General features: G+C 34.2%; 15 protein-coding genes. 14 read left to right on the top strand and 1 reads right to left on the bottom strand.

The window, feature by feature from the left end; translation table 11 throughout:
- Positions 1 to 248 precede the first annotated feature (248 nt).
- The 10 genes from ACSV4D_RS12675 (at position 249) to ACSV4D_RS12630 (ending at position 11,665) form a co-directional block, all read left to right on the top strand.
- Positions 249 to 1,124 (top strand): N-acetylneuraminate synthase family protein, encoded by an 876-nt coding sequence (locus ACSV4D_RS12675; RefSeq protein WP_439228555.1) that lies wholly within the window; start codon positions 249 to 251, stop codon positions 1,122 to 1,124.
- Between the two features lie 347 nt (positions 1,125 to 1,471).
- Positions 1,472 to 1,819, top strand: a complete 348-nt coding sequence (locus ACSV4D_RS12670; protein WP_439228554.1) for a GIY-YIG nuclease family protein — start codon at positions 1,472 to 1,474, stop codon at positions 1,817 to 1,819.
- A 215-nt stretch (positions 1,820 to 2,034) separates the two neighbouring features.
- Positions 2,035 to 3,447 carry a UDP-glycosyltransferase gene (locus tag ACSV4D_RS12665; protein ID WP_439228553.1) on the top strand — a complete coding sequence of 471 codons (1,413 nt, stop codon included), beginning with the start codon at positions 2,035 to 2,037 and terminating at the stop codon, positions 3,445 to 3,447.
- Positions 3,448 to 3,582: 135 nt separating this feature from the next.
- On the top strand, positions 3,583 to 5,016 hold the full coding sequence (locus ACSV4D_RS12660; protein ID WP_439228552.1) for an MBOAT family O-acyltransferase: 1,434 nt from the start codon (positions 3,583 to 3,585) through the stop codon (positions 5,014 to 5,016).
- Between the two features lie 145 nt (positions 5,017 to 5,161).
- Entirely contained in the window at positions 5,162 to 5,545 is a 384-nt protein-coding gene (locus ACSV4D_RS12655) for an endonuclease domain-containing protein (RefSeq protein WP_439228551.1), read from the top strand.
- Between the two features lie 532 nt (positions 5,546 to 6,077).
- On the top strand, positions 6,078 to 6,950 hold the full coding sequence (locus ACSV4D_RS12650) for a hypothetical protein (protein ID WP_439228550.1): 873 nt from the start codon (positions 6,078 to 6,080) through the stop codon (positions 6,948 to 6,950).
- 47 nt (positions 6,951 to 6,997) lie between these two features.
- A complete protein-coding gene (locus ACSV4D_RS12645; protein ID WP_439228549.1) occupies positions 6,998 to 8,143 on the top strand; it encodes a glycosyltransferase family 4 protein in 1,146 nt (381 codons plus the stop codon).
- 2 nt (positions 8,144 to 8,145) lie between these two features.
- Positions 8,146 to 9,690 (top strand): glycosyltransferase family 2 protein, encoded by a 1,545-nt coding sequence (locus tag ACSV4D_RS12640; protein WP_439228548.1) that lies wholly within the window; start codon positions 8,146 to 8,148, stop codon positions 9,688 to 9,690.
- Entirely contained in the window at positions 9,687 to 10,682 is a 996-nt protein-coding gene (locus ACSV4D_RS12635; protein WP_439228547.1) for a glycosyltransferase family 2 protein, read from the top strand. Before ACSV4D_RS12640 ends, ACSV4D_RS12635 begins: the two co-directional genes overlap by 4 nt.
- Entirely contained in the window at positions 10,682 to 11,665 is a 984-nt protein-coding gene (locus ACSV4D_RS12630) for a glycosyltransferase (protein WP_439228546.1), read from the top strand. The genes ACSV4D_RS12635 and ACSV4D_RS12630 overlap by 1 nt, the downstream gene beginning before the upstream one ends.
- Positions 11,666 to 12,435: 770 nt before the next feature.
- On the opposite strand, the gene ACSV4D_RS12625 is transcribed toward ACSV4D_RS12630, so the two are convergent.
- Positions 12,436 to 13,185, bottom strand: coding sequence for a hypothetical protein (locus ACSV4D_RS12625; protein ID WP_439228545.1), 750 nt, complete (start codon positions 13,183 to 13,185; stop codon positions 12,436 to 12,438).
- A 676-nt stretch (positions 13,186 to 13,861) separates the two neighbouring features.
- On the opposite strand from ACSV4D_RS12625, the gene ACSV4D_RS12620 reads away from it, so the two are divergent.
- The 4 genes from ACSV4D_RS12620 to ACSV4D_RS12605 all read left to right on the top strand — a co-directional run bounded on the left by ACSV4D_RS12620 (position 13,862) and on the right by ACSV4D_RS12605 (position 18,120).
- Positions 13,862 to 14,071 (top strand): hypothetical protein, encoded by a 210-nt coding sequence (locus ACSV4D_RS12620; protein WP_439228544.1) that lies wholly within the window; start codon positions 13,862 to 13,864, stop codon positions 14,069 to 14,071.
- Between the two features lie 509 nt (positions 14,072 to 14,580).
- On the top strand, positions 14,581 to 15,702 hold the full coding sequence (locus ACSV4D_RS12615) for a glycosyltransferase family 4 protein (protein WP_439228543.1): 1,122 nt from the start codon (positions 14,581 to 14,583) through the stop codon (positions 15,700 to 15,702).
- The gene (locus ACSV4D_RS12610; protein ID WP_439228542.1) at positions 15,699 to 16,781 is read left to right on the top strand and encodes a glycosyltransferase; all 1,083 of its coding nucleotides are present in this window, start codon (positions 15,699 to 15,701) and stop codon (positions 16,779 to 16,781) included. The genes ACSV4D_RS12615 and ACSV4D_RS12610 overlap by 4 nt, the downstream gene beginning before the upstream one ends.
- Positions 16,774 to 18,120, top strand: a complete 1,347-nt coding sequence (locus ACSV4D_RS12605) for an O-antigen ligase family protein (protein ID WP_439228541.1) — start codon at positions 16,774 to 16,776, stop codon at positions 18,118 to 18,120. The genes ACSV4D_RS12610 and ACSV4D_RS12605 overlap by 8 nt, the downstream gene beginning before the upstream one ends.
- Positions 18,121 to 18,197: the final 77 nt, after the last annotated feature.

Raw genomic sequence — 18,197 nt, 5'->3', positions numbered from 1 at the left:
ACAACAGTATAAGTAGCAAATAGAATAATAAATCCCACCATTGTCACACTGAGCCTGTCGAAGTGCTTATAGAAAATACTATTGATTTCGTTAGATTAACCCTTTCAAAGGTCCTAAAAGTAATCCCACCATTATCACACTGAGCTAAGCCTGTTCTGAGCATGACAAAGAAGTAAATCGAATAATATCGCATTATATTATTTTTATAAAATAAATTTAATTTTATTTGTTAGACCAAAATGAACTAAATGAACCACTATAAAAAACCTTACGTCATTGCCGAAATAGGTTGTAACCACAAAGGAGAAATGGAAATCGCCAAAGAGCTGATTAAAATCGCCAAAATATTCTGCAATGCCGATGCCGTAAAATTCCAAAAAAGGAATAATAAAGAATTACTAACCGAAGCACAATACAATGCGCCGCATCCCAATAGCTCCAATGCGTATGGAGAGACTTATGGCGAACACCGCGAGTATCTGGAATTTAATGTAAATCAGCACGCCGAATTAAAAAAATACTGTGAGTCAATAGGAATAACCTATTCAACTTCAGTTTGGGACACAACCTCAGCAAAGGAAATAACTTCTTTAAATCCGGATTTTATTAAAATTCCTTCGGCATGTAATAACAATTATACCATGCTGTCCTGGCTTTGCGAAAACTATCAGGGCGAAATCCATATTTCAACAGGAATGACCACCAAAGACGAAACCGAAGATTTAGTGAATTTCTTTATTCAAAAAGGGCGCAATCAGGATTTGGTTTTATACAACTGTACTTCGGGTTATCCGGTTCCTTTTGAAGATGTTTGTTTGTTAGATATTAATTGGTTAAAATCTAAATATGGAGCTAAAGTAAAACACATTGGTTTTTCCGGACATCATTTAGGAATTGCAGTTGATATTGCCGCCTATACGTTGGGGGCAAACATTATCGAAAGACACTACACCTTGGACCGTACGTGGAAAGGAACCGATCATGCCGCATCTCTCGAGCCTATGGGCTTACGTAAGTTAAGCCGCGACTTAACTGCAGTTTATGCAGCCTTAAACTATAAAAGCACCGACATATTACCCATCGAACAAGTACAAAGAGAAAAATTGAAGAACAAGAAGGGGTAGGCTTATGTATTTGGTTTATTTCTTTTTTCTTCCCGGATTTTCGTCTCCCTTTAGGGCAGGGGTAAGCGAAAATCCGCAGTATTTATAATGTCGTTTCGACTAAAGGGATAGATTACAAAAAAGATATTCTACAAAGAGAAAAGTATTTACAATTTGTTTTATTTAATATGATGATTGAGATGAAATGCAGGGTGCGATTCCTCCTCCATCGGAATGACACACTAGGTGGGTTTTGTCATCTCGACGAAGGAGAGATCACATAAAGATAATTCACAACAAAATACGCACAAGAAAGATAATTGACTATTTTTAATTTTATTATTCAATGCATGAAAATTTAGGGATTTATGTATGAACTAAACGAGGGATACCATACTTATTACGTTTATATTATTACAAATAGTTATAGAAGTACTTTCTACATCGGTATGACTAATAATTTGAAGCAAAGATTACAACAACATCATCAGAATATAATAGACCGTAATAAAACTTTTGCAGCTAAATATAATATTGAATTTCTAGTTTATTATGAAAAACATACTTGGGTACAGCATGCAATTCTTCGAGAGAAAGAATTAAAAAGTTGGAGAAGGGAAAAGAAATTAGAGTTGATACGGTCTTTCAATTCAGATTTTGAGTTTTTGAATGATAGATTTAAAAGTAGGGATGCGATTCCTCCTCCATCGGAATGACACACTAGGTCGGTTTTGTCATTTCGACCAGAGGGAGACTCGAGCGATAGCGAATAGGCGAAGCAAATCACATAAAGGAGAGGTCGTATTGTTTCTATTATTTTAGAATGCTATCAGCTTACATTTTTTGATTTTGTTTTTTTCTAAAAATAAAAACCAATATATCCCCAATACCCTTATTTTTGTTCCAATTTTTAAAACACTTTTGATAGTAAATGACAAACAAAAAAATCCTTATTTTTTTTCCGGATGGGGTAGGATTGCGCAATTTTGCCTTCACTCAATTCAGGGAAATTGGAGAACAAAAAGGAAACCAAATCATCTATTGGAACAATACTGCTTTTCCATTACAGAAAGAGTTGGGCTATGATGAGGTAAAAATCAAAAAACAAAAGATTCATCCGCTTACCCCATTGTATTGCCGAATCAGAAAGCACATTGAGCTGAATGTGTCCACAAAAAAGTTTTCAGATTCGGTCTACCAAACCTATAAGTTTCCATTTAATTATAAAGGATTAAAAAATACTCTGATGACTTTTTTCATCAGATTGCTTATAGGATTCAATTCTTCCGAAAAGGGAATTCTTCGCATCCGAAAACGCATCAATAAACTGGAACGTTCCACTGAAAAATACGCTTATTGCAAAACGCAATTGCAGGAAATCAAACCCGATTTGATTTTGTGTACCACCCAGCGTGCCACTCAATCCATTGGAGCTTTACTGGCTGCTCAGGATTTAGGGATTCCCACTGTCGCATTTGTCTATTCCTGGGACAACGTCCCTAAGGCAATGCAGCTCGTAGAAACCGATTATTACTGTGTATGGAGTCATTTAATGAAAAAGCAAATGCTGCAATACTATCCTTTTGTAAAAGAAAACCAGTTGATGGTTACGGGAACGCCGCAGTTTGAGCCACATTATGATATTTCTTTGTTACAGACAAGAGAAGAATTTTTCAGGGAGTACAATCTGGATATTCAAAAAAAGTATATCTGTTTTTCAGGTGATGATGAAACTACTTCGCCTTTAGATCAGTATTATCTGGAAGATTTGGCGAATGCGGTTCGTTCGTTGAATACCAAAGGATACAATTTAGGAATTATTTACAGAAAATGTCCTGTGGATTTAAGTTCCCGATATGATGCAGTAATTAATACCAACAAAGATATAATTGCCGTAATTGATCCGTTATGGAAAGCGATAGGAAAACAATGGAACGAAGTATTTCCAATCAAAGCCGATTTAAAACTATTACACAATGTGTGTGCGCATTCAGAATTGGTTACTAATGTTTGCTCTTCTACTGTGTTTGATTTTGTGGCACATGACAAGCCATGTATATATTACAATTACGAACAACCTCAATTGAAAAAAGGAATTCGGGACATTGGTCAGAATTATAACTATGTTCATTTTAGAAGTATGCCCAGTCCCGAAGCCGTTATTTTTTGTACCAATAAAAATCAATTAGAACACCAGATAGAAGCTGTACTAAAAGGCAATTTGTCTAATGTCTCCGAAGGTAAAAAATGGTACAAAATTGTAGCAGGAGAAACCCCAACACAAGCTTCCGAAAAAATATGGAATGCCATTGATAAGATACTTATGAAATTTAATTTAGAATAATGTTTGCTAGTGTGTCACCCTGAGCTAAGCCTGTCCTGAGCCCGACGAAGGATTGAAGGTCACAACTCACAACTCATCCCGATAGCTATCGGGACTCACAACTCACCATTCACCATTCACCACTCACTACTAAAAATGTTCTTCAACTCCCTAACTTTTGCCATATTCCTCCCAATAGTTTTTGTATTCTATTGGTTTGTATGCAACAAAAATAAAACCACACAAAACACCCTATTAATCATTGCCAGTTATTATTTTTATTCCTGTTGGGATTGGCGGTTTTTATTTTTATTGGTTTTTTCTACATTTTTGGATTATTACACCGGAATCCGAATCGAAAAGAGCAAAAAAGAAAACAGCCGGAAATTTTGGTTCTGGTTAAGTATCGGAATCAATCTGGGATTTCTGGGAATGTTCAAATATTACAACTTCTTTGCCGCTTCTTTTGCCGAAATGATGTCTGGTTTTGGTCTAAAAATATCTCCGTTTTTGCTCGATGTCGTTTTGCCTGTCGGAATTTCATTCTATACTTTTCACGGTCTGTCATATGTAATTGATATTTATTATAAGCGAATTAAAGCCGAATACAATTTTGTCGATTATTCATTATTTGTAAGCTATTTTCCTCTTCTGGTGGCGGGACCTATTGAAAGAGCGACGCATTTATTGCCTCAGGTCAAAGTAAAAAGGGAATTTGATTTTGGCAGAGCCAAAGAAGGAATGCATCAGATGCTATGGGGATTATTCAAAAAAGTAGTAATTGCCGATACCTGTGCAACCTATGCCAATGCCATTTTTGATCATTATGAGTCGATGAATACGCTGTCACTGTTGGTTGGTTCCGTTTATTTTGCGTTCCAGATCTATGGCGATTTTTCCGGTTATTCAGATATGGCATTAGGAATGTCAAAGTTGTTCGGAATCGATTTGCTTAAAAATTTTAACTATCCGTATTTCTCCAGAGACATAGCCGAATTCTGGCGACGCTGGCACATTTCATTATCCTCATGGTTTCGGGATTATTTATACATCCCGTTAGGAGGCAGCAAGGGCGGACTCTGGATGAAAATCAGAAACACTTTTATTATCTTTTTAGTCAGTGGTTTTTGGCATGGAGCCAATTGGACCTATGTTGCCTGGGGATTCATCAACGCGCTGTATTTTTTACCCTTACTGTTAAGCAAATCAAACAGAAACAATCTGGATACCGTAGTTTTAGACCGAAGTTGGAAAACGCTCAAAACGATAGCACAAATTGGATTAACTTTCAGCTTAACGTGTCTGGCATGGATTTTTTTCAGAGCAAAAACCATTACCGGTGCCATTTTGTACATCAGAAATATATTTACAAACGGAGATTTCACAGCGCAGTATTTAACCAATGAGAGATACAATTATGAATTAGTCATCATGATAATACCATTTGTTATTGTCGAATGGAACAACCGTACAAAAGAAGAACCCATCTCCGGCAGATACCAGACTTTAAAACTGGCATTTTGCCTCGCTGCAATAATTGGATTAGGAACCTATTCAGACTATAAAGAATTTATCTATTTTCAGTTCTGATAAAGCAGAAAGTTCATATATAAACAAGAATGTCCTAATTTCTTTTTCCCCTTTAGGGGCAGGGGTAGAAAAAGAAATTTACGATAAAGAGTAAAAAGGAAATTAATAATTTTCTTTATTTTGTTTAATAGAAGCTTTTAGTATTATGGACAAAAAGAAAACCCATGCTGAAAACATGTGGAAAGGGGCATCTCCAGAGATTTTTTCAAATGCAAAGAAGTTAAGAGAAAATCAAACGGAAGCAGAAGAAAAACTGTGGTTAGCTGTTAAAGATAATCAGATAGCAGGATATAAATTTAGAAGACAGCACCCGATTAGTATTTATGTGACTGATTTCTATTGTCATGCGCTTCAGTTAGTAATCGAAATAGACGGAAAATATCATTTGGATGAGGAACAACAAATTATGGATCAAAAAAGAACAGTAGATATCGAATTTCAAGGTTTGAAAGTTATACGATTTAAAAATGAAGAGATAATGTCTAACTTAGAAGAGGTTATAGATGAAATTAAATCACATATAAAATAAAAGTTCTAGATTTCTTTTTTCCGCCCTTTAGGATAGTGAAAGAAAAAAGGAATGAATAATATAAATTTTCGTTTTACCCCAGCCCTAAAGGGAGTCGAAAATTTCAAACGTTCATGATAAACAAGAATGTTCTAATTTCTTTTCCCCCTTTAGGGGCAGGGGTAGAAAAAGAAATAGCAACAATGTTTTTTTCCACCTTTTAGGATAGTGAAAGAAAAAAGGAATGAATAATATAAATTTTCGTTTTGCCCCAGCCCTATAGGGAACCGAAAATTTACAACGTTAATGATTAATAATAATGTCCTAATTTCTTTTCCCCTTTAGGGGCAGGGGTAGAAAAGAAATGAAAAAGTTCTGTTTTTTTCCTCCCTTTAGGTCTGGGGAAGGAAAAGAAATGAAAAAGTTCTGTTTTTTTTCCTCCCTTTAGGGCTGGGGAAGGAAAAGAAATGAAGAGAGAAATACATTCTAATTTCTTTCCTCTTTAGGGGCAGCGGTAGAAAAGAAATTTTAAGTTTGCTATAATAAAATCACAATGAAACAATTTCTGTTATTCACCATAAAAACAATAATTACACTTTTGCTGGTAGCAGTCGTATTAGACTATTGCTATACCTCAGTTTATTTACAGGCAAATAATCGTAATAAAATAGAGTACGTCTACAATTCAGCACCACGAAATTACGATGTCGTTATTTTAGGTTCCTCCAGAGCCAATAATCATTTTGTATCGAAAATGTTCGAAGATAAAGGATTAAAAACCTTCAATTATGGTATGAGTGGCGGACATTTATTTGAAGCCTCGTTACTATTAAAACTGATGCTGGAACGAAATTATAAAATAAAAACAGTAATTCTGGAAACCGATTTGAATTTATCAAATCAGCATCAGGCAGAAGGTGTAGCAGCTGGATTTTTACCATATTTGCATGATTCAGAAATTATTAAAAATCATTTTTATAAGGAAGCCGATTTTAAGGAGTTGTATTACATCCCTTTTTATCGTTATGTGAAATATGAAACCAGAATTGGTGTTAGAGAAATGTTTTTCAGTTTAATTCATAAAAAATCAAAATTATTAGAGCATGGCGGTTTTTATGCTTTGGATAATAATAAGAAAGGCAATATGAAAAATGACATCAGTACGTTAAAACCATTAAAAAATAAATACTACGAAGAAATTAGGCAGCTTTGTAAAACCAATAAAATCCGTTTGATTTCGGTAATGACACCCATGTGTGAAAATACCAAAGGAATGGACTATTTCGATAAAGTAAAAAAAGCCTATCCGGAAATTCATAATTACGAAAATGTAGTAACAGAAGACAAATATTTCTCTTCCTGCGGTCACATGAACGCCGATGGTGCTGAAATATTTACCGCCAGAATTATCAAAGATTTTTTTTAAAGTATAGAATTGTGAATGTTAATTCACAATTCACAATTCACAAGTGTATGAAAATAGCCTTTTTAACACCCGAATATCCACATACAAAAACCGGAAATTCAGGAGGATTAGGGACAAGCATTAAAAATTTAGCAATCGGACTCTTGAAACAGGGAGTTTCAGTTCGGGTATTGGTATATGGACAAAGAGAAGATGCTTATTTTGAGGATTCTGGTATACTGGTACAGCAAATAAAAAATGTAAAGTTGAAAGGCTTATCCTGGTTTTTGACGAGAAAAAAATTGCAAAGAATAATCAATCAATTGTATTCCAATAAAAAAATTGATGTGGTTGAAGCACCTGATTGGACAGGAATTACCTCTTTTATTAAACCTGAAAAATGCCCGTTAATTATTAGATTGCACGGTTCGGATGCCTATTTTTGTCATTTGGATAATCGTCCGGTAAAATGGATAAATAAATTTCATGAAAAAAAAGCTTTGCAACAGGCTGATAAATTAATTTCAGTAAGCCGGTTTACAGCAGATCAAACCAATACAGTTTTTGGTGTACATAAAGAATTCGAAATTATTCCCAATCCAATTGATGCCGGATTATTCAAAGCAGATGACTCAGTACAAAAATCAGACAAAAGTATACTGTATTTTGGAAGTTTAATTCGTAAAAAAGGACTTTTAGAATTACCTTTAATTTTTAATAAGGTAGTCGATAGCAATCCGGATGTCCGCTTAATTTTAATTGGCAGAGATGTTCCCGATATTATAACGGATAATCCTTCGACTTGGAACATGATGCAGCAGCTTTTTTCTAAAAAGGCAATAAAAAATGTAGAATACTTGGGCAGCGTACCTTATGATGAAATAAAACAACAGATCCTCAAAGCAACGGTTTGTGTATTTCCTTCATTTGCAGAAGCATTTCCGGTTTCCTGGCTCGAAGCAATGGCATTGGAAAAACCTATTGTAGCAACCAGCATTGGCTGGGCTAAAGAAATGATTGATGATGAAGTAAATGGTTTTTTGATTAACCCTAAAGAACACGAACTGTATGCTGAAAAAATAGCTGCCTGTTTAAATGATGAAAGGTTATGTTTAAATACAGGAAAATTAGCCAGGGAAAAAGTAGAAAAACAATTTGATATAAAAATAATAGCAAAGAAAAATATTGAGTTTTATAAATCGATAATAGTTTAATTGTGATACTAATATACCATGACAATAAAAATGTAGTAAAAATTATTTCGGAGAATAATGAAATAATCCCTTTCAATAACAAGGAGTCAATCGCTTTTGTATTAATGGAGCTGGCTAAAAAATATTCTCAGTGCAAAATTGTTTGGTGCCATCAAAAGTATAGTGAGGCATTGAATTTAGATAAAATAGATACTGTCTTTTATCATGATAAAATGATGCTCTCTTATAATCCCGCTGCTGTAAATTTTTTAGGAAATAGAATTGGTTATGTTGAAGAATCTCCTTTCATAAAGATAAATAAGAAAGTAAGATATCCCACCTGGCAAATGAGTAGCTCAGTAGGAATAATACATTCCGATGTTTTAATGGCAATTGATAACCAAATAAAACAGCAGGCTAATTTTGATTATTATTTGAATTCAATAGCTAAAATTAGTATGCCGCTAGGTTTACTATGTTACTCCGAACCTGAATTGTTGAAAAATCATAGTTTTTTAAGCGAAAGAAAACCTTCAGATTATACTCTTTTTAAATTTGTAAAGCAGCATTATAAAACAAGATGGGTATTTTTATTATTTTTAAATCTGATGATTTATGAATCAAAGTTTCCTTTCCTGGCTTTAGTCTACAGTCTTTTTTTTAAAAAAAGGAATGATTATTTGATAAAACTGGACAAGATTGAAGTGAATGTTTCTTCAGCGGATGATTTAAACTCAGAAAAAATAGATGTTATTATTCCAACTATAGGAAGAAAACAATACCTCTATGATGTTTTAAAAGACTTGGCACAACAAACCCATTTGCCCAAAAAGGTGATTATCGTAGAACAAAATCCTTTAGAAGCAAGCATTTCCGAATTGGATTATCTGGCCACGCAAAACTGGCCGTTTGTGATCAAACATATTTTTACCCACCAGGCAGGTGCTTGCAATGCCCGGAATTTGGCTTTAGCCGAAGTAGAAAGCGAATGGGTATTTTTGAATGATGATGACAATCGATTTGAGAAGACTTTATTAAAAGATATTTTTTTTAATATTAAAAAATACGGAGTTGAGTCTATTACAACTGCTTATCCTCAAGTAAATGAATTTAATTGTAATAAAAATGTTATGCAATCTCTTAATTTTGGGGCTGGAAATAGTTTTATAAAAAGTAAATTTCTAAATACAGTTAAATTCAATATGGGCTATGAATTTGGCTATGGTGAAGACAATGATTTTGGGATGCAATTGCGAAATCAGGGAGTGGATATTTTATATGTGCCTGAACCTCAGATTTCACATCTTAAAGCACCAATGGGAGGGTTTAGAACAAAACCCGATTTAATATGGAATCAGGATAAAATCAAACCCAAACCTTCACCTACAGTCATGTTGTATCAGTTATTACATCATACTAAAGAACAGCAAAAAGGGTATAAAACGACCTTGTTTATTAAATATTACAGTGCACAATCAATTAAAAATCCGTTGATTTACTTTTTTAATTTTAAAAAAGAATGGAAACAGAGTATATATTGGGCAAACTATCTGATGAGTAAACCATGAAATTTACATTAATCATTTGTACCTACATGCGTCCGCTGCCGCTACTGAAACTGCTGCAGTCAGTCAGTATACAAACACTTTATCCCGATGAAATACTAATAGTTGATGGTTCTTTAAATAAGGAAACCGAAGCAATACTCAAAAATCATCCGTTTAAAAACCTAAAATATTTTTTAGTTTCTAATGCGGATAGAGGATTAACCAGGCAAAGAAATTTTGGAATTAGTAAAACAGATAGTAATTCAGCAATTGTTTGTTTTTTAGATGATGATACAGTTTTAGAAACAAATTATTTTGAAGAGTTACTTAAGGTTTATCAGAAATTCCCCGAAGCTTTAGGTGTTGGAGGTTATATCGCTAATGAAACCAAATGGGAAAAAGTTACGAATAATTATATACCGAAGATTAATGAATTCTGTTTTGATAGCTGGAAACGCAAAGACGGCAGCCGGTTCATTTTAAGAAAAAAACTGGTATTGGATAGTGATTGTCCGCCGGGTTTTTCGCCATTATTTTCTCATGGACGAAGTATTGGTTTTTTACCTCCCAGTAATAAAATATATGAAGCAGAACTGCTAATGGGAGGTGTTTCTTCGTTTAGAAAAAAAGTATTTAATTCAACCCGGTTTTCAACTTATTTTGAAGGTTACGGCCTATATGAAGACGCTGATTTTTGTTTGCGCTTAGCTAAAAAAGGAAAATTATATGTCAATACAGCTGCTCAGCTGAATCATTTTCATGCAGCTTCTGGCAGACCCAACCAATACCGTTATGGTAAAATGGTAGTGAGAAACGGCTGGTATGTATGGAGAGTAAAAAATCCCAATCCTAACTTAAAAGACAAATTAAAATGGCATGCTATAACCCTATTATTAGCGCTGATCAGATTGTCAAATATGCTGACAGCCAAAGATAAAAAAGCAGCTTTTACAGAGTCTGTAGGAAGATTTTCAGCATGGGGAAGTTTGTTGTTTAATAAACCAGGAAAATAATGATGAAATCAAAAGTATACGTATATGGCTTATGTAATGTATTTTATGATGCCTATTATATTAAGGGATTGAATGAGGTGGTTGGAAAAGTTAATTTTAATATTTCTAAATTTCCGCTCTTTAAGCAGGGCACTTTTGCAGTTATTATTGAGAACACTAATTCTGTAAAGAAAATTATTATTGATTCTGGGGACTCAAATGAAATTGATTTAATGAGTTTACAGTGGTGTGATGTTTACGGAAAAATTAACTATGATAAAACAGTATGGCAGCATGGTGAAATGGCGAAAAAAATTATTTCGATTGGACCGGGATTTGGGATTAAAATTTGGAATCTTTTCAAGACCCTTTTCTATATGGGAGTAAATTTTTATAAGTTTAAAACAAATATTTCCAATAAAAGAGACTTTGTTGCTAATTATTGGAGACAGTATAAAAGATTGTATATAAGTAAATACTATCCTGAAGTTTCATCAAAAAATGAAGTTTTTTTTATAAGTAGTATTTGGAGGAAAGAAAAAGATACTAATGATTATAGAGCCTTATTTATTGAATGCTGTAAGGAAAATCGAAAAGTTGTTTTTGAAGGAGGCTTTGCATCAAGAACAGATGGAAATAATTTAGGGTATGATAATTTGGTAACTTCAGCAAAAATTCCATTAAAAGTGTATGTAAAGAAAATAAAAAAATCTGCAATTGTTTTTAATACTCCTGCAGTACTTTCATGTCATGGATGGAAATTAGCTGAATTTTTAGCTTTAGGAAAAGCAATAATTACAACACCACATTTTAATGAACTACCCGCAGATTTATTGAATTATGAACATCTGATTTATGCAAATAATAAAGAAACAATACAAAAAGCAATTGATGAACTGATCACAGATGAAAATTTAAAGAAACAAATACAAATTGCAGGCAGAGAATACTTTGAGGAATACCTAGCTCCCGAAGCTGTAATCAAAAAAATTTTAAGGCATTAATTGTATAGGATTGGTTTGTTACGAGTCCCTTACCTATAATCCCCAACGTTCTAGATTAACACTAACGTTCTGATTTCTTTTTCCCTTTAGGGGCAGGGGTAAAAAAGAAATCCTAAAAAATCACCCAGTTTTTCCCTCCCTTTAGGTCAGGGGCAAGAAAAAACTTTTGAAGCAAGTGATAAAAAAGAAAGAGTACTAAGTTTTCATTTTACCCAAGACCTAAAGAAAGCCTAGAATCTCCAACGTTCTAGATTAACACTAACGTTCTGATTTCTTTTCCCCTTTAGGGGTAGGGGTAAAAAAGAAATCTACCTTTAGGGCGGGGAAAGAAAAAAAAATTAGGGACGGGCAGGGAGAAAGCTACCAAACATACGAAATTAGCACATACAAATTCCCCTCTCTGAGAGGGGTTAGGGGTGTGTAAAAAGCATGAAGCAGAGCACAATTTTTCTCAATCACCACTAAGCACAACTCAAAACCCACAACTCATAACCAAAAAATAGGGGTGTGTAAAACATGAAATGAAATCTTTAAGTCCTCAATTACCACCTGCCTATAACCCACAACTCATAACGGAAAAAATGTAGAGGAGAAACGAATGCTCTGGTTTTTCCCTCCCTTTAGGGCCGGGACAAGGAAAAACCGGTGTACCACCTAACACAACCCACAATCCACAACTCACAACTCACCATTCACCATTCACGCTTCACTACCCTTAACAAACAAAAACCCCGCATGAAGCAGGGTTTCGAAGAAAGAAAATAAAAATCTTAAATAATGTCAATCAAATTAAGGACATTATAATTACCACTGCGCAAAGGGTATTGTATCCCATTGACTTCCTGATAAAATTCGATGAGCAAAAGATTCAACTGGAATCCGCTTCCGCCGGGAACAACAGTAGGTGTCAGTACTACAGAAGCTGCCGTATCATCTAATGGCAAAATAGTGTCAGTACTGTAACTGTTGGCAAAAATACCGCTGTCAAAATCGAGCTTAACCATACCGCAACGTAAGTTAACATGCGTGGCTCCTTCAGGATACAGCAACTGTTGAGCAGTCACCAGATCGGCAATAGTGATCACTCCTGTAGTGGAGTCTAATGTGTAAGGTGCATGCAGTACATTGGCCAAACTGGCTCTGCCGTTAAAATCAAAACCTTTTAAAAGAGCTTTCCCCGCTGCGGTATTCAAACCAATGGATACTTTACGTTTTCCTCTTTTGGAACTGCTGTCTAAATCTTTAATTTGATTCAGCAATTGTAGCATCCTGCTGGATAATTTAGAATCTTTAGCACGGTTAAGTAAAATACCAATAGAGTCCCGAATCAATTTACCCGATTTGGCATTAGTGCTAAATTCACTAAAGTTTTCCCTCGTTCTCGCAAAGGCAGGATCTGACATAATCCTTTTTTTAGGGACACCGCCTTTAGTACGTACGAGATAATTTCCCTGAGATTTGTAAAAGGTCAAATCATTTAATGTACCTTCAAGTTTAATAAAACTGTTTAATTTACCCATATTTAAAAAATTTAAGGAGTTAATAATGGGGTGAAATTATATTTTAATGTTTTTAAATTCAATGTTTTGGTGTGGAATCAGTCGTTTGTTACACTTTTGATTGGTAACACTAAATAGGAAGTTTTTAAGCGGATTGGTAATGTAATGATCAAAAGACATGAAACAGTTAAATAAATACCGCTTAGTGCAAAAAGAGCAAAATAGTACCAATTTGACATTCGTTTTTTGAATGAGGATAGTTCATAGATACTCCATAGATACTCCATAGATAAAGCATGCTTACGTTATGAAAACTACAATATTTAAAAAAGAACCGTTTAAATCATCCGATGAGTAAAATAAATTAGGAGGGTAAATGTTCGATAAACATAATGGATTTCATCAAAAACCGTTACAGGAAAAGGAAAAGAGGAGCAATGACACTTCAGAATATATTTTTTAACCGCATTTTGAGATTTAAATAAGCTTAAAAAAACATTGTATAAATTCTAATAGAATGTCTCGTTTAAATGTTATTTTTTAAAATGAAGAAAATAAAATTAATTGGATTTGTTTTAATGTATTGGTAAACAAAAAATTGCAATATTATGGTAAGAAAAATATTTAAGAAAAATAGTGTAAAAATTAAAAAAAATGTTTAAATTCGTTATAACCAAATCTTTAAATTATAGATGCTATGGTAAGAATTGTAATTTATCCCAAAGATATTGTACGGCTTACAAATAAAAGTGAAAGCTATGCCCGGAAAGAAATTCAACGGATAAAAATAGCCTTGAAAAAGCACAGTTACCAACATCTTACAATTAAAGAATATTGTGAATACTATGCCTTTGATCTGAATGAAGTCAATGCGGTATTAGATAAATTTGAAAGAAATAACCCCTAACTGAAAACAGGTCTGCTGGAAGAGTAACAATTGCTCCGTTTTTCCCACCCTGTAGGTCAGAGGCAAGAAAAAACTTTTGAAGGAAGTGATAAAAAAGAAAGAGTACTAAGTTTTTATTTTACCCAAGACGTAAAGAAAGCCTAGAATCCCCAACGTTCTAGATTAACACTTACGTTCTGATTTCTTTTTCCCTTTAGGGGCAGGGGTAAAAAAGAAATAACAAAACACCCAGTTTTTTTTCACCCTTTAGGGCAGGGGCAAGAAAAAACTCCTGAATCTCCCAATTCACAACTCACAACTCACGACTCCCAACTTACGATTCACGACTCACGATTCACGACTTCTCTAAGAGACTTTACGGTGTGTAAAAGGAATGCTTTTTTAAGGATGATTTTAGATATAGCAGTGTACCGCTGCAGCTTAGTTAAACTAAAGTTTTATAGGTATATTTGCGATACTGTTAATCATCGAACCAATTACAGCTATCGGTCATAAGACTACCTACAAACATGAAATTGTTAATTGTTACACATGTTCCGCACTATAAAGAGCAAAGCAGATATTATGCGTATGCACCCTATGTCCGGGAAATGAACCTCTGGTTGAAAAATGCACCTCAGTGTACTGTTGTCGCGCCAATTAGCACAGAAAAAAAAGGCACTATTGACATCCCTTATGAACATCCGGACATTATTTTTTTTAAAGTACCTGCCATTGCATTAACCTCATTCATAAAGATTTTAAAAACCATGCTGGTACTGCCGCTGGTGCTGATAAAAATAATAAAAGCGATGCAGCAGGCCGATCATATCCATTTGCGTTGCCCCGGTAATATGGGATTACTGGGCTGCATACTGCAAATAGGATTTCCGTTCAAAACCAAATCAGCAAAATACGCAGGCAATTGGGATCCTGAAGCAAAACAACCGTGGACTTACCGGCTGCAAAAATGGATTTTAAGCAATACTTTTTTGACGCGGAATATGCAGGTGTTAGTATATGGAAACTGGAAGAATCAATCGGAGAATATCCGGCCTTTTTTTACAGCGACCTATTCGGAAACTGAAAAGCAAGCCATTCAAAAAACAGTACATTCCGGAGAAACAATCAGACTGCTGTTTGCAGGGACTTTAGTGGAAGGTAAAAATCCGATATATGCCATTCAGCTATTGGAACAAATAAAAGAAAGCATTCCCAACATACTTTTAGATATTTATGGAGAAGGAAAACTAAGGCGGGATATAGAAAAATATGTGGAAGTCAGTAATTTAAAAGAACATGTGATTTTACACGGGAATCAAAATCAGGAGATAATTAAAAAAGCCTGTCAGCAAAGTCATTTTGTCGTTCTGCCCTCTAAAAGTGAAGGCTGGCCAAAAGCCATTGCCGAAGGAATGTTCTGGGGTTGTGTACCGCTGGCAACTGCCGTTTCCTGTGTTCCGGATATGTTAGCACAGGGAAAACGGGGCGTTTTACTTCAAATGGAGGTTGAAAAAGATGCGTCTGCTATTAATGATTTAATTAATAATCCTTCAGTTTTTGAAAAGAAAAGCAAGGCGGCACAGCAATGGTCACAAAAATATACCTTAGATTATTTTGAAGCAGAAATCCAAAAATTACTGCAACAATGAGAGTAGTGCAATTGATAGATTCCTTAGAAGCAGGTGGTGCCGAACGCATGGCGGTAAATTATGCCAATGTTCTTGCGGAAGAAATTGAATTTTCTGCGATAGTGGCTACCCGCAAAGAAGGGATTTTAAAAAAGCAAATAAGTAATAAAACAAATTATCTGTTTTTAAACAAAAAAAGTACGCTGGATATAAAAGCAGTATTTACACTCAGAAAGTACCTTAAGAAACACCGGATACGAATCATTCAGGCACACAGTTCTTCTTTCTTTTTAGCTGTTTTAATCAAATTGACATTACCAGCCATTAAGATAATCTGGCATGACCATTACGGAAACAGAATAAATGAAAACAAAAACAAACACGCTGTACTGCTTTTTTGTTCTTTTTTCTTTTCAGCTTGTTTTACAGTCAATTCGGAATCTCAAAAATGGATTTTAGAAAATTTAAAAACAGCAAAAGTATTTTTTATCCCTAATTTTATATTAGAAAATAGAGCTATAGTAAAAAATACATATTTAAAAGGGGAAAAAGGTAAAAGGATAATCTGTTTAGCCAATTTAAAAAAACCTAAAAATCATATTACAATACTTAAAGCTTTCAATCAGACAAAACTAAAAGATATTTTCTGGTCTTTACATTTTGTAGGTAAAATTTATAAAGATGAATATTTTTATGAATTAAAGAATTTTATAGACAAAGAAGATTTAAATGAAAATGTCTTTTTATATGATTCTAAAGAGGATATTCCATTTGTTTTGTCTCAGGCGAATATTGGTGTTTTGGCATCAACATATGAAGGCTTTCCAGTTTCCTTATTAGAATATGGAAATGCTGGATTAGCAGTAATAAGTACAGATGTTGGATTTTGTTCTTCGCTTATCAAAGAAGGATATAGTGGGGTATTATTTAATCCTGAAGATTCCGAAGCGTTAAAAAAACATTTTTTAAAATTAGCTTTTAATGAAGATTTGCAGAAAAACTTGGGGACAAATCTAAAAATGGATGTATTAAAGCAATACTCTTCAAGTGTAATGATGAAAAAACTTATTACAAAGTATAATTATATTATAAATGAGTAAATCAGAAATCAATTATATCAATCTGACGCTGTTCCATGTAGGTCTGGCGTTTATTCTTTTTTATATTCCGTTTTTATCTAAAATATATCCGTTGCTGGTGGCAGCTTTTGGCGGTTATTATGTTATTGCTGTTAATAACAGAAATAATGAAGTTTTGTATGTTGTTGCTTATCTGGTAGGTGCAGAGGTTTTTATCAGGATGACAGGTGGTAATTTAAATTACGAATACGTCAAGACTGTGGTTTCGCTGCTAATGCTGTTGGGTTTTGTGTTAAGTGGTTTCTCAAAGAACAGTATCATATACTGGTTGTATTTTCTGTTGTTAGTCCCCTCAGTTTTAATGACAATGAGTACGCAGATAATTGATTTGGAAGTGCGTAAAGCGATTACATTTAATATTTCGGGACCGGTCTGTCTGGGATTGTGTGCGTTGTATTGCTATAAAAGAAAGCTTTCATTCACACAGTTGCAAAATATTATAGTGTTTTTTGGAATACCTGTTATTGCTACGCTGGTATATTTGCTGTTGTACAATCCCAGTGTACAGGATGTAGTAACCGGAACCCAGTCTAATTTTGCCACCTCGGGAGGTTTTGGTCCTAATCAGGTGGCTACCATTTTGGGGCTGGGGATGTTTGTCTTTTTCTGCCAGTTGGTTTTTATGTCCAAATCAAAAATAACTATAGCTTTAAATGGTTTTCTTTTTGTTTTAACAAGCTACAGAGCTATTGTTACTTTTTCCAGAGGAGGAGTAATTACGGGCTTTGCGATGATTGTTTTTATAATTATAGCAGCCTATTTGTTGAGTAATTCTTCAGGAAAAAGAAAACTGAAATGGATTGTAGTATTAAGCAGTATTTTGGTTTTTAGTGTCTGGAGCTATAGTGTAGTTCAGACCAGCGGACTGATTAATAAGAGATATGCCAATCAGAATGCTGCTGGCAGGGAGAAAGAAGACCGTCTGGGAGGACGTGAAGCGGTAATGGGAACAGAAATCGAACTCTTTAAAGAAAATCCTGTGATGGGAGTAGGTATTGGTTTAGGGAAAATATTTAGAGAGCAGGAAATAGGACAGGAAGTGGCTTCTCATAGCGAAATTACGAGATTATTAGCGGAACACGGTATGTTTGGCGTATTGATTTTATTAATTTTGTTTATAACTCCTGTGGTACTGTATTTAAATAATTACCAGAATATTTATTTTTTCTCCTTTTATGTTTTTTGGCTGCTAACCATTAATCATGCTGCTATGCGGCTCGCTGCTCCGGCCTTTGTGTACGCTTTAACGTTACTGGATATACAAATTAAACCGGTTGAAAGCAGCACTAAAATAGTGTAAATATCTTATTTTTTATTTTTTAAATAGTATTTAAACTGAATTTACAATTAATAGGATATGTTATCAAGTCTGAGCAG

The sequence above is a fragment of the Flavobacterium sp. ARAG 55.4 genome (assembly GCF_051846875.1).
GTDB lineage: Bacteria > Bacteroidota > Bacteroidia > Flavobacteriales > Flavobacteriaceae > Flavobacterium > Flavobacterium plantiphilum.
The sequence above is the reverse complement of the archived record's forward strand: the minus strand, read 5'-3'. Positions and strand labels throughout refer to the sequence as shown.